A 12,282-nucleotide genomic window follows, 5' to 3' on the forward strand; every position below is an offset into this window, starting at 1 on the left:
GACGGGGGGCGTGATCCTATCGCCTTTGGCCCTTTTTGGCAATGGTCTTGGCGTAAGGTCTTTTGTGGCGGTTCTGGGTTCGTCCTACGCTGACGCGGACTCCTGATCCGAGACTTGGATATGGAATGGTGCGTGAAATGCGGGAGCGGACGGAGGAAGCGCTTCGCGTGGCAGTGGGCTTTGAATTCCTTGACCCAGGGGGGGAGACTCGGCATGATCGGGGGCTTCGCATGCCGGGCGCATGCTCCTGTAGCTCAACGGTTAGAGCAGGGGACTCATAATCCCTTGGTTCTGGGTTCGAATCCCGGCGGGAGCACCCGCTGCCTAGGAAGCCGCCATTTTCCGTTACCCATGAACAAACTGGACGAAATCATCGCCCAAAAGCATCTCGAAATACAAAAGCTCCTCCCCCGGGCCGAAAAGCTCCGCGCCGCTGCCGCGACACGCGATGACGTGCGCTCTTTTTATGATGCACTCCGAGCAGATACGACCCGCCTGGCGATGATCGCTGAGGTGAAGCGTGCGTCACCCTCTGCGGGCACGATCTCGGCTGATTTTGATCCGCTCACCATCGCCCGTGGCTATGAAAAGGCGGGTGCCAGTGCCATCTCCGTGCTGACGGATGAAAAGTTCTTCCAAGGCCGTCTGGATTACCTCTCTCTCATCCGCCAGCAGCTCGACATCCCTTGCTTGCGGAAGGACTTCATCATCCATGAGGCGCAGATATTTGAAGCGGTGGTCGCGGGGGCAGATGCGATCCTACTCATCGTCGCGGCACTCGATCAGCCGACTCTGGAGCACCTGCTGGAGGTGGCGCACACCTTCCAACTCGATGCGCTGGTGGAGGTGCATGACCTGCCGGAGCTGGAGCGTGCGCTAGCCACAGATGCACGGATCATCGGAGTGAATAACCGCAATTTGAAGAGCTTCACCGTGGATCTAGGCACCACCGAGCAGCTCGCTGAGGAGGTGCCTGATGACATCATCCTGGTGGCGGAAAGCGGGATCAAAACGCCCCAAGACGCCGCCCGCCTAGCTGAGGCAGGTGCCGATGCCCTGTTGGTCGGAGAGACCCTGATGCGTAGTGCCAATGTGATGATCGACCTGCCCGCGCTACGTGCGCCACGTCCGATGCGTGAATAACCGTGGCGAGGGAGTGACGCTGACCGCTTTTTGCTTCAGCCTAGCGGGGTGTGGAGCTCGACGAGCACGGCTTTCTGCGCATGCAGGCGGTTTTCTGCCTGATCGAAGATCACAGCGGCATGGGATTCCATGACTTCATCGGTGATTTCCTTGCCACGATAGGCCGGCAGGCAGTGCATGACGATGGCGCTGGGTTTTGCATGACTGAGGAGGGCATCATTGATTTGCCAGGGCTTCAGGGTTTCGATGCGGTCGGCACTTTCTGCTTCTTTGCCCATGCTGACCCACACATCGGTGTAGAGCACGTCGCAGCCCTTTACCGCCTCGATGGGATCATCGACGATGCGGATGGTGCCGGAGGGCACGGCCTGCATGAAGCTTTCCTGCGGCTGGAATGCCTTGGGGGCACCGATCACGAGCTCAAAGCCGAGCCGCACGGAGGCCCAGATCCATGAGCGTGCGACATTGCAGTCTCCATCGCCCAAAAAGCACACCCGTTTGCCAGCCCAGCCGCCGAGCCGCTCGCGCATGGTCTGGAGATCCGCGAGGATCTGGCAGGGGTGCTCGTCGTCGGTCAGGGCATTGATGGTGGGGATGCCGCTGTATTTGGCAAAATCGACGACATCCTGCTGCGCAAAGGTGCGGATGACGGCACCGTGGATCATGCGTCCGAGCACGCGTGCAGTGTCTTTGATGGGCTCACCGCGTCCGAGCTGGATCTCTGCCCCAGAGAGGAACATGACCTGCCCACCGAGCTCGCGAATACCGACCTCAAAGCTCACACGCGTCCGCGTGGATGACTTGGTGAAGATCAGAGCCCATTGCTGACCAGCGAGGACCTGCGGGGAGGCTTTGCGGTCCTTTTTGAGCCTGATGGCTAGCTCGACGATTTTTTCGATCTGGGCCTTGCTCAGTTCTTCGATGGAAAGGAGGTGCTTCATAGTCAGGGGGCGGAAAAAGGGGAAACCGCACCCTAAATGACGATTCCCTATTGTGCGAACGCCGAATGAGGGCTGCGGCCAAAATCTGCTCGGGGCCGTTTTTGGGCGAGACGGCCTGGAAAGACGAAAAAGCCGCGTCTGCGGTAGCAGACGCGGCTCGTAGGATGCTGAGGTGACTCAGCGGCCTAAATTACTTGGCCTTCTTCTTGGGAGCGGCGGTGAACTCTTCTTTGGTGATCTTGCCGTCTTTGTCTTTGTCTTTGCCAGCGAACATTTTGTCAGCTTTGGCTGCGTCTTTCTTAGCCTGGGGGGAGGCAGCCCACTCTTCTTTGGAGATGGAGCCGTCGCTGTTGCTGTCGAGCTTCTTGAACATGGCCTCAGGATCGGCCTTCTTCTTGGCACCCTCTGGCTTCTTGTCGCCTTCTGCGGCGTTCACAGTGGCGGCGATGGCGAGGAGGGTGAGGATGGAGGTAATGACTTTCATGTGGATGTGTCTGTTGTCTTTGTTTGGGTTTGGAGCGCTGGGGGTGGAGTGTCCAAGCCTTGCGCTTGTGGGCTTTAACGAGAGGACCCCTTTTCCGTTTCAAAAAAAGTACGACCTTTTTTTGTGCTGGCTTCAAATGGGCTGAATTTCCAGAGCACAGCGCTTTTACAAGAGACGGGCTGCGGCCTCTGCCAGCGGGCTGCGCTCCCCCTTCACCAGTGGGATGTGGGCGGCAAATGGCTGCCCCCGCATGCGCTGCCGGGTGTAAACGAGCCCATTGCTGCGGCTGTCCACGTAGGGATTGTCGATCTGAGCGGGATCTCCGACGAGGACGAGCTTGGACCCACGCGACATGCGGGTAACGATGGTCTTGGCCTCCAGCGGAGTGAGCTGCTGCGCCTCATCGAGGATGAAGAAGCGGTCTGGGATGCTGCGTCCACGGATGTAGCACAGCGCCTCGATCTCGATGACTCCCTGCTGAATGAGCGGATCATACGGAGCGGCGGGTAGGCACCGCCGCCTGATGGAGCACGCGTGGGGTCTGGCAGGAAGCGGTTTTTCTTCCGTGCGGGGCCCTGGGCGCTTTCGACGGGCCGCATGAGGAAATCGAGGGCGTCATACACGGGCTGGAGCCAGGGGCGCATCTTTTCCTGGAGCGAGCCGGGCAGGAATCCCACCGTCTGGCCCATCGCCACGATGGGGCGGCTGACCGTGAGGCCCTGGTAGGTGCGGCCAAAGACCTGCTGGAGTGCTGCAGCGACGGCTAGCAGCGTTTTCCCCGTGCCTGCTTGGCCAAAGCAGGTGACGAGCGAGATCTCGGGGTCCAGCAGCGCATCGAGGAAGCAGACTTGGCCCAGGTTCATCGGCTTGATGGCCCTACCCTGCCCTACTTTGATGGCCTCGGGCGTATTCAGACGGACGAAGTCACCCTCCTTGCTCAATCGTGCGGGCATGGTGGCCTTTTCCCCTGCGCTGAGGAGGGCGTAATCATTCACCGCCAGTCCGGCGCTGCGAGCCGCATCTAGTGTGAGCCTGCCGCTGCTCGCATAGCGCTGGAGCTCATGCTGAGTGATCTCGATCCTGGCTATTTCCATGTTCGAGACCTCACGCGGGGCGACTTTGTCATGCAGGTAATCCTCGCACTCGATGCCCACGGCACGGGCCTTCAGTTGCATGTTCAGATCCTTGCTCACGAGGATGACGGGCTCGCGGGTATTTTCACGGCGCAGCTTCTCACGCAGCCAGAGTGCGCAGGCGAGGATGCGGTGATCCGTCTTTTCCATATCATGGAAGATGCGCTCAAAAGCCCGCACATCCTCCATCCCAGCGCCTTCGGCAGAATCGTAGGCGACGAGGCGGATGCTGCCGCCCCCAGGCGTGGGCACACCCTGGATCACCGCAGCACCAGCAGGAAAGGCCTTCATCAGCGAGCGGTGCACCTCACGGGCGTTCGCCCCGCGCTCGGTCATCTCGTTCTTAAAGCGGTCCAGCTCGCCCAGTACATCGACGGGCACACAGACATGGTGCTCCTCAAAGCGGTGCATGGAGGCCGGGTCATGCAGCAGCACATTCGTATCGAGGACGAAGGTTTTGACGGCGGTGGCAGACGAGGGAGTAGAGCGACGACGGCGGGGACTTTGAGGAGATGGCACGGTGAGTGAGGGGGCAGTGGAGGCAGTAGGACCGGAGTCGCTGCCAAAACGGGAATCAATGAGCGTGGGAGCTACTGTGGCGGGGTGGTCGTCGCGGTCCATGGTGTTATGGAAAAGAGTTGGCCCATCGGTGTTCGATGGAGCAGATGAAAAAGTCTTCCAGCGCCTCCTCTCCTGCGCTGGAGCCTGCTCCAGCGTGCCGCGCCCGGAATGTGATCGTTTATGTAAATCACGGTAATACCCAGAGCGTGTCAGAAAGCCCACCAACTGGCAAGATTTTATTCACAAGATGGCAGTTTGTTCACAATACACGGCCCTCAAGCATACTCGATCAGCGCCTTCACCACCTTCCGGCCCCGCACGGCCTCGAATGCCGCCGCGATCTGCTCCAGCGGGAACCGATGCGTGATAAAATCCCGCGAGCTGAGCTTCCCCGTGCGAATCCACTCACAGAGCTGCGGCTGCGCTTCACGCTCATAGCGCCGCGTCGGCCACTGGTGCACGAACAGGTTAAAATTAAAATCCGCCAGCTTGCGGTCGATATGCAGCGGACCGCCCGTGAGCACTCCATACACGCAGTGCGAGCCCCCACGCCGCAACAGTGGCAGCGACTGCATCACGATCTCCCCCTTCCCCACCGCATCGATCACTGCATCGAGCTTTTTGCCTCGTGCCGCGGCCAAATTCGCGATTTCGGCATCTCCTGGAGAAAACACCGCATCCGCGCCAAAAGCCCGCGCCCGCTCCTGCTTCTCCGCATGCCGATCCACCACCCCGATCCAGCCCAAGCCGAAAAGTCGGCCCAATTTCACAAAACTCAGCCCCACCGGCCCCGCGCCATAAATCAGCACATCATCCCCCGGCTGGAGATGAAAATCGCGAAAAGCCCCCAGCACCTCACGCCAGGTGCAGAGCAGCACCGCCTCCTCCGCCGGGATGTCCGCATCCACACGCGTCTGGATCTCAAACACCTCGATCCAGCCATTTTTCTCATCCGCCACGCCATCCGCCACCATCGCTAGGTGATCATTCGCCAGCGTCTGCTCGCAAAAGCCGCCCCAGCCACTGTCCACGCCCTCTTTTTGCAGATCAAACACCAGTCCACCCACCACACGGTCGCCGATGGCGAAATTCCGCACCTTTTCCCCTACCGCCGTCACCACCCCCACGCTCTCATGCCCCAGCGCAAAAGGAAATGCCTCCTCCATACCGGGGAATTTGCCCGCGAGCAGCTCACTATCCGTCTGATTGCACAGACAGGCCACCTCCGTGCGCACCAGCGCCTGATAGGGCCCCGGCACGGGCACTGGCGTGTCGATCAGGGCGAGTTCATAAGGCTGTACAGCGATCACGGTCTTCATAGAGCCGCATTGCTCGTCGCAGCAGCCACGCCTGCAAACGCAAATCCGCTCTCCCAGACACTCTGGCATCGTTTTCGCTATTTGTAGCCTTGAAGCGGCCCCTACCCTGCTCCATGCCCACAGCACAAAACATCCCTCCCCATGCGTAAAACCAAAATCCTCTGCACCCTCGGTCCCGCCACGGAAAACCAGGAAACCATCGCCGCACTCATCACCGCAGGCGCAGACATTTTCCGCCTGAACATGAGCCACGCCTCCCACGACTGGGTCCGCAGTGTCCACACCCGCATCCGTGATGCCGCAGCCACCTGCGGCCGCGAAATCGCCGTCCTCATGGACCTCACCGGCCCCAGCATCCGCACGGGCGACGTCGATCAGCCCTGGCAGCTCCAGCCCGGCGACATCGTCGAATTCCGCTGCAAGCCAGACGCACCTGCCCGCACCACCTACTCCGTCACCGTCAACTACCCCGACCTCGGCAAAGACCTCAAAGTCGGCGACATCATCATGCTCGATGGCGGCATGATCCAGGTCAAAGCCACCGAGGTCACACCCCAGCACGTCACCGGCACCGTCCTCACCCAGGGCGAGATGAAATCCCGCCGCCATATCAATCTCCCCGGCGTCCCCGTCCGCCTCCCCCCGCTCACCCAGAAAGACTACACCGATCTCGACCTCGGTCTGGAGCTAGGAGTCGATTACTTCGCCCTCAGCTTTGCCCGTGAGCCCGGCCATGTGCAGCACCTCCAGCTCCTCATTGACCAAAAGAAAAGCAAAGCCCGCGTTATCGCCAAAATCGAAAACCAACAAGCTCTGCAAAACATCGACGCCCTCGTCGAAGCCAGCGGCGGCATCATGATCGCCCGTGGCGACCTCGGCAGTGAATGCCCCATCGAAGACCTGCCCCTCATCCAGCGCCAAATCGTCGAGCGCTGCTCCTACCATGGGCGCAAGGTCATCGTCGCCACCCAGATGCTCGAAAGCATGATCGAAAACCCCGTCCCCACCCGGGCAGAAGTCACCGACATCTTCAACGCCGTCATCGAGCAAGTGGACTGCGTCATGCTCAGTGGAGAAACCAGCGTCGGGCGCTACCCCATCAAATGCGTCGAAGTGCTCAACACCGTCGTGCGCCGCATCGAGCAAAAATACCCCGCAGGCCGCTTCGCCAGCGACGCCCCGCTCAAAACCAACAAGCACAAAACCGTCAAAGCCGCCGTCACCCTCGCCAACAGCATCCCTGGCTCCAAACTGCTCGTCTTCACCCTGCGTGGTGTCATGGCTCACCTACTCGCTCACCAGCGCCCGGAAAACGCCCCCATCTTTGCCTTCACACCGCATCTCCACGTCAGCCGCACCCTCGTTAGTGCCCGTGCCGTCCACCCCTTCGTCATGTCCTTCACGGAAGGCCAGCCCGAGACCACCATCCACGGTGCCCTCGACATCCTGCGCCGCGAAAAACTCATCCAGCCCGGTGATCCCCTCGTCATCCTCAGCGATGCCCTCTACGACGGCCTCAACGTCGATGCCATCCTCCTCCGTGAAGCCTAAAACATTCTCCGCATCGCCAGATAAAGCTCCATCTTCGGATCAGTGAACACTGGGTATTTTCCAGCAAGGAATATCATAGCTGCTCATTGAATGCTGTTGATGGAGCGTTAGCCTCGCCAGGATGAAACTGGACGCCAGAGCCACCAAGAAGACCCAGAAGCAAGAGGGGGCGCATTACACGCCCGCTGGGCTGGCTGCGTTTGTGGCGCGGCATCTATCGGCGGTTTGCACAGCAATAAATCCGCTCGTCCTTGACCCTGCTGTCGGAGATGGCGAGCTTCTACTGGCTTTCGGACGAACATTCGGAAATGCCTGCACGCTCAACGGCTTCGATCTGGATGAAGTGGCCGTCGCAAATGCCGATAAACGATTGCGCGAAGACCTGCCTCAAATAACCGGCAAAGTACAGCAACAAGATTTCCTCGATTTCGCACTGGAGCACCGGACTGACTCGCTCTTTGCAGTCCCCGCCTGCTATGATGTGGTGATCGCGAATCCTCCGTATGTCCGGACGCAGGTGATGGGCGCGGAGCGTTCGCAGCGCCTCGCTCGGCAGTTTGACCTCAGTGGACGGGTGGATCTGAGTTTCGCCTTTATCGAAGGTATCGCTGATGTGCTGCGCGAGGGCGGCGTGGCCGGGATCATCGTCTCCAATCGCTTCATGACGACCAAGGCTGGTGCGCAGGTGCGTGAGCGCATCCTTTCGCGTTTCGAGGTGCTTCACGTCTGGGACTTTGGCGACACCAAGCTATTTGAAGCCGCCGTTTTACCCGCAGTGCTGCTCCTGCGGAAACGCAGCGGCATTGCCTCCTCGAACCCGCGCTTCACCACGATCTACTCGACTCGCGAAGAACCCATCCATCAGGCAGAAACAGTGTTTGAGGCACTCTCAAATGGCAGCGGCTCGGTGAGCGTGTCAGGCACCACGTTTCTCGTCCAGCACGGTTTGTTGCATCACGGCACTGCTGCCAATGGCACCTGGCGCATCGCCACGGAGCGCGGTGATGCCTGGCTGGACACGGTGATGGCGAACACGCACTGCACTTTCGGTGAAATCGGGAAAATTCGCGTCGGCGTGAAGTCCACTGCGGATAAGGTTTTCGTTCGACAGGACTGGCAGGCATTGCCCGAAGACATGCGACCCGGAGGTTTTGAGGCCGCTGATCACGCACCATGTGGCGCGGCGGTTCAAAGCGCTGCCCGCTGACCGGCAGATTCTTTACACGCATGAGGACCGATCTGGCAAAAAGGCCGCGATCGATCTCGACCAGCATCCGCGCACGAAGCGCTATCTGGAAAGCCACCGCGCCACTTTGGAGGCACGGACTTATGTGATGGAGTCAGGCCGCCAGTGGTTCGAAATCTGGGTTCCGCAGCTTCCCGCGTTGTGGGCCGTGCCAAAGCTCGTTTTCCCCGACATCTCGGAGCGTCCCACCTTCTGGATGAGCCTCGATGGAGAAATCATCAATGGCGATTGCTACTGGCTAGCAGCGGAAGATCGTACCGAGAGCGATCTGCTCTGGCTGGCACTCGCGGTGGCCAACTCACGCTTCATCGAGAACTTTTACGACCACGCTTTCAACAACAAGCTCTATGCCGGTCGCCGCCGCTTCATGACGCAGTATGTGGAGAAGTTTCCGCTGCCATCACCCGAGCTACCAACATCGAAAAAGATCATCGCACTCGCCCGGCGGATTTATGAGCTGACACCCGGAAACGAAGCGGATGCACTCGCCGCTCAGATCGACTCTCTAGTCGAGTCAGCCTTTGGCCTTGCCGAAAAAGCCACGCGGTAAGGGAATCTGAATCTTCTTGTTCAAGACCTTCCCCTCAAAGCGCGGAAACCGGCTGAAAAAAGCCTCGCCAGTAGTGAGAACGAGGCTGTTGATCAGCACCTGATTGTCTTTCATCGAAGCGCCAAAGATGGCATATCGCACATCGCAATGCCGCACCGTGCCTTCGGGTAGAGCATTCAGATCCAGCGGCTCTGTGCTGGATGGCTCGACCAGTCCGAGATCAATTGTCGGCGAAGCTTGCAACTTCACCTCGAGCAATTGGTTCCGCACATCGGGAAACTGGCCATCGTCTGCGTAGCTCGCAAAACCAAGAGCCTTGCATACCAGCCGATGGAGTTCCGCGCCACGATTCCGCTCCTGGTCGTGCCCAGCATTGGCAAAAGAGCTGCCAACAAGCGAAGTCAGCCGCTCAAACAGCGACCGAATCGGTAGCACGGCTCCGCGTTCAGGATCGTCGGTAGGCTCGCGATTTGAAAAAGTGCCCAGCAGTGGCTTCAGATGCTCAGAATCGGTGCTCGAAACAAGCTCCGCCGCCTGCGTGCCTGGAATAAACCGGGCCTGATACTTCTGCGTGAGCGTCCCAGTGGTATCGAGTTTTGCCAGCATGGCTCCCGTGACGACCTTTACCCGACTGACGAGTCCGTTTTCATCCACTGCGATGAGCACATAACGGCGTCGCGGCTTTAGCTCCTCATTCCAGATTTGGAGGTTATCCGATGCCTGCACATAGGTGTCGAAGTTTTGCCCAGGAAAGCGAGCGTGAGGCTTGCATCTGCGGAACGACTTCGGCACCGGATAGCCCAGCACCCTGCAAACCTCGGTCTTCACCACCTTCGAGCGAGTTCGCAGAGGCAAACCCGCCGTATTGAAGCCGCGCAGCCCTGCGTCGAGCAGCTTTTCGAGCTCCTGGGTCGCCAGATAGAGCGTCGAGTCTTTGGGGAGCAGATCAAAAATGCTTAATCCACTCTCACGGATGGCCTGCGCATGATTCACCGTGTTCATGCCACTCCATCCTTGGTGAGCAGGTTCGGCACATCTGTCTTCATCGCCTTTGCGAACAGTTCTAGCGTGGCCAGAGTCACATTCCGCTCACAACGCTCCACTTGGCCAACATAGGTGCGATGCACGCCACACTCGATAGCAAAGTTGTCCTGGGAGATGCCAACACGGGAGCGGTAGCGGTGAACGTTGTCTGCGAGAATTTGGCGAAGATTAAGTTTTGCCATACCTCACAGGATGTCCTGGTGATGACCATGAGGCGACCGACTCTGAGTAGCATTATCTGCTCCGCGTCAGCTCGATGGGCGATTTGAAGGCAACAAGGATGAAGATGGCAGAAGAGCTCCATTTGGGGCGTAGATATAGGCTTCCATTGCCTCTGGAAGCATTCCCATGCTACTCGACGCCCGCATCATCCTTTCCCTGCTCATCGCTCTTACCTGGGCCGCTCCTAGTGGTGCTGCGGAGGAGCCTTTCACGTCCTTCATCGCACAGGCCAGCGCGGAGCACCCGCGCAATTCGGAGGGCGACATCATCGTGCTGCGGGATGGCACTCTCTTCGCCGCGTGGTCGCAGTTTTATGGCGGAGCAGAGGACCATGCTGCCGCACGCATCGTCGCGGTGAAGTCCACGGATGGCGGACGCACCTGGGGTAGTCCCACGACGATCCAGGAGAACCATGGAGGAGCCAATGTGATGTCTGTGAGTCTCCTCCGCTCCGCCAGCGGGGATGTTCTGTTCTTCTACCTGATCAAAAACTCGCTCAGCGACCTCAAAGCCTATGTGCGCAGATCGAAAGATGACACGCAGAGCTGGAGCGAGCCGACGCTCATCACTCCAGAGCCCGGTTATCATGTGATGAATAATGCACGCATCATCCAGCTTCGATCAGGCCGTCTTCTGGCTCCTATCTCGACCTGCGGCACGGTGTTTGCCAAAGGTGATCCCTTCCGCACGGTCGTGTATCGCTCGGATGATGATGGCAGGACGTGGCAACGCGGCAGGACGCTGGTCTCTGCCCCGAAGCGTGGTGCGATGGAGCCTGGACTCATCGAAATGAAAGATGGCCGCGTGATGCAGATCATCCGCACACAGACAGGCTACATTTGGCACAGCTACTCCAGCGATGGTGGAGATACCTGGACGGAGGCACAGCCATGGATCGTCGAAGCGCCTGAGTCACCCACCACCATCACGCGTATTCCTGGCACAGGCGATTGGCTCCTGGTGCTCAATCCCACGGTGGAGTGGAAAAACCCAGAGAAAACCGTACTCGGCACCAATCACGGCGGCGCACGCACTCCACTCTCGGCAATGATCTCACACGATGAAGGCAAGACATGGAGCCGCCCCAAGAACATCGAGTCTGATCCTTCGCTGACTTTTGCCTACACCAGCATCACACCACATCAGGATCGCATGCTACTGAGCTATTACGTCTTTCCGCTGAAGGGGAAGCAACTCTCACTGAAATTCCAAAGCATCCCGCTGGATTGGCTGATGAAATGACCGAAAAACCGCAAATCGGCCTCGGCTGTGTCACCTTTGGGCGTGAGATTGATGAGGCAGCCTCCTTTGCCCTGCTAGACCATGCTTTGGAGTGTGGGGTGCGGCAATTTGATACGGCTGCGGCTTATGGCGGTGGTGCTTCAGAGGCGATCCTGGGCAGATGGCTGGCCTCGCGGCGACCAGTGGGCATCACCATCGCCACGAAGATTCTGCCGCCTTATGACCGCATCGACATCACTCCGAGCCTGAAGCGTCTCGGCGTGGAGCAGATCGACCTGCTCTACCTCCATCAGTGGCATGAAACTGCGCTACAGCTCGATGCCGCAGCCGATGCGCTGCCCGTGAGCCGCTGGGGCGTGAGTAACTTCACACTGGAGCAGCTCCAGGCCATCGGGCCACGCTTCCGCGTGATCCAGAATAATCACAACCTCGCCGTGAGCGATGTCGCAGAGGATTTAAAAGCCTACTGCGAGCGAGCAGGCATCTCCATCGTCACCTACAGCCCGCTGGGGGCAGGTTTCCTCACGGGGAAGCATCAAAACGGCGTCGCGGCTGGTTCACGCTTTCAGATCATCCCAGGGCATCAAAACGTGTACTTCCATGAGCTAGCCTTTCAGCGCTTGGCTAGGCTCCGAGCGCTCGCAGAGCGCACAGGGCACTCGCAGGCACATCTGGCCCTAGCTTGGGCACTGCATCAGCCGGGGATCGAGACCGTGCTCATCGGTGGTCGCAGTCCAGCGCATCTCGATCAAGCCATCTCGGCACGCGGATTCGATGATGTGGGCATTTTGGACGCATTGTCCTGCATCACGAAAAACCCCGCTCCAGCGTGAACCAGAGCGGGGC

The 12,282-nt window shown here is 59.2% G+C and carries 11 protein-coding genes, 1 tRNA gene and 1 pseudogene; 7 read left to right on the forward strand and 6 right to left on the reverse strand.

Translation table 11 applies throughout. The features are described 5' to 3' along the window. Window positions 1-243 precede the first annotated feature (243 nt). A tRNA-Ile gene (locus tag IPK32_00410) sits at window positions 244-316 on the forward strand. A gap of 35 nt (window positions 317-351) precedes the next feature. Continuing rightward, window positions 352-1,143 (forward strand): indole-3-glycerol phosphate synthase TrpC, encoded by a 792-nt coding sequence (trpC, locus tag IPK32_00415; protein ID MBK8090487.1) that lies wholly within the window; start codon window positions 352-354, stop codon window positions 1,141-1,143. A 35-nt stretch (window positions 1,144-1,178) separates the two neighbouring features. Here trpC and argF read toward each other — a convergent pair whose 3' ends face one another. From argF to IPK32_00435, 4 genes and pseudogenes are all read right to left on the reverse strand, one after another. After that, window positions 1,179-2,084 (reverse strand): ornithine carbamoyltransferase, encoded by a 906-nt coding sequence (argF, locus tag IPK32_00420; GenBank protein ID MBK8090488.1) that lies wholly within the window; start codon window positions 2,082-2,084, stop codon window positions 1,179-1,181. A gap of 190 nt (window positions 2,085-2,274) precedes the next feature. Then, window positions 2,275-2,568 (reverse strand): EF-hand domain-containing protein, encoded by a 294-nt coding sequence (locus IPK32_00425; protein MBK8090489.1) that lies wholly within the window; start codon window positions 2,566-2,568, stop codon window positions 2,275-2,277. Between the two features lie 165 nt (window positions 2,569-2,733). Further along, window positions 2,734-4,322 (reverse strand): annotated as a pseudogene (locus IPK32_00430) (PhoH family protein). A 215-nt stretch (window positions 4,323-4,537) separates the two neighbouring features. After that, window positions 4,538-5,581: a zinc-binding dehydrogenase gene (locus IPK32_00435; GenBank protein MBK8090490.1), complete on the reverse strand. Its 1,044-nt coding sequence runs from the start codon at window positions 5,579-5,581 to the stop codon at window positions 4,538-4,540. Between the two features lie 141 nt (window positions 5,582-5,722). Between IPK32_00435 and pyk the strand changes: the two genes are divergently transcribed. The 3 genes from pyk (at window position 5,723) to IPK32_00450 (ending at window position 8,928) form a co-directional block, all read left to right on the forward strand. Beyond that, a complete protein-coding gene (pyk, locus tag IPK32_00440) occupies window positions 5,723-7,132 on the forward strand; it encodes a pyruvate kinase (GenBank protein ID MBK8090491.1) in 1,410 nt (469 codons plus the stop codon). Between the two features lie 121 nt (window positions 7,133-7,253). Continuing rightward, window positions 7,254-8,339, forward strand: coding sequence for an N-6 DNA methylase (locus tag IPK32_00445; GenBank protein ID MBK8090492.1), 1,086 nt, complete (start codon window positions 7,254-7,256; stop codon window positions 8,337-8,339). After that, the gene (locus tag IPK32_00450; GenBank protein ID MBK8090493.1) at window positions 8,284-8,928 is read left to right on the forward strand and encodes a hypothetical protein; all 645 of its coding nucleotides are present in this window, start codon (window positions 8,284-8,286) and stop codon (window positions 8,926-8,928) included. The genes IPK32_00445 and IPK32_00450 overlap by 56 nt, the downstream gene beginning before the upstream one ends. Here IPK32_00450 and IPK32_00455 read toward each other — a convergent pair. Then, window positions 8,893-9,930, reverse strand: a complete 1,038-nt coding sequence (locus IPK32_00455; protein MBK8090494.1) for a restriction endonuclease — start codon at window positions 9,928-9,930, stop codon at window positions 8,893-8,895. The two genes, IPK32_00450 and IPK32_00455, sit on opposite strands and share 36 nt — an antisense overlap. Next, window positions 9,927-10,154 (reverse strand): helix-turn-helix transcriptional regulator, encoded by a 228-nt coding sequence (locus IPK32_00460; GenBank protein MBK8090495.1) that lies wholly within the window; start codon window positions 10,152-10,154, stop codon window positions 9,927-9,929. The genes IPK32_00455 and IPK32_00460 overlap by 4 nt, the downstream gene beginning before the upstream one ends. Window positions 10,155-10,320: 166 nt before the next feature. On the opposite strand from IPK32_00460, the gene IPK32_00465 reads away from it, so the two are divergent. Further along, window positions 10,321-11,436, forward strand: coding sequence for an exo-alpha-sialidase (locus IPK32_00465; protein MBK8090496.1), 1,116 nt, complete (start codon window positions 10,321-10,323; stop codon window positions 11,434-11,436). Further along, window positions 11,433-12,269, forward strand: a complete 837-nt coding sequence (locus IPK32_00470) for an aldo/keto reductase (protein MBK8090497.1) — start codon at window positions 11,433-11,435, stop codon at window positions 12,267-12,269. Before IPK32_00465 ends, IPK32_00470 begins: the two co-directional genes overlap by 4 nt. Window positions 12,270-12,282: the final 13 nt, after the last annotated feature.

The sequence above is a fragment of the Verrucomicrobiaceae bacterium genome (assembly GCA_016713035.1).
Taxonomy (GTDB): Bacteria; Verrucomicrobiota; Verrucomicrobiia; order Verrucomicrobiales; family Verrucomicrobiaceae; genus Prosthecobacter.

Coding starts and splice junctions, on each gene's coding strand:
- IPK32_00460 (MBK8090495.1), bottom strand. CDS start 10,154: ATGGCAAAACTTAATCTTCGCCAAATTCTCGCAGACAACGTTCACCGC.
- IPK32_00445 (MBK8090492.1), top strand. CDS start 7,254: ATGAAACTGGACGCCAGAGCCACCAAGAAGACCCAGAAGCAAGAGGGG.
- IPK32_00470 (MBK8090497.1), top strand. CDS start 11,433: ATGACCGAAAAACCGCAAATCGGCCTCGGCTGTGTCACCTTTGGGCGT.
- IPK32_00435 (MBK8090490.1), bottom strand. CDS start 5,581: ATGAAGACCGTGATCGCTGTACAGCCTTATGAACTCGCCCTGATCGAC.
- IPK32_00455 (MBK8090494.1), bottom strand. CDS start 9,930: ATGAACACGGTGAATCATGCGCAGGCCATCCGTGAGAGTGGATTAAGC.
- IPK32_00425 (MBK8090489.1), bottom strand. CDS start 2,568: ATGAAAGTCATTACCTCCATCCTCACCCTCCTCGCCATCGCCGCCACT.
- trpC (MBK8090487.1), top strand. CDS start 352: ATGAACAAACTGGACGAAATCATCGCCCAAAAGCATCTCGAAATACAA.
- argF (MBK8090488.1), bottom strand. CDS start 2,084: ATGAAGCACCTCCTTTCCATCGAAGAACTGAGCAAGGCCCAGATCGAA.
- IPK32_00465 (MBK8090496.1), top strand. CDS start 10,321: ATGCTACTCGACGCCCGCATCATCCTTTCCCTGCTCATCGCTCTTACC.
- pyk (MBK8090491.1), top strand. CDS start 5,723: ATGCGTAAAACCAAAATCCTCTGCACCCTCGGTCCCGCCACGGAAAAC.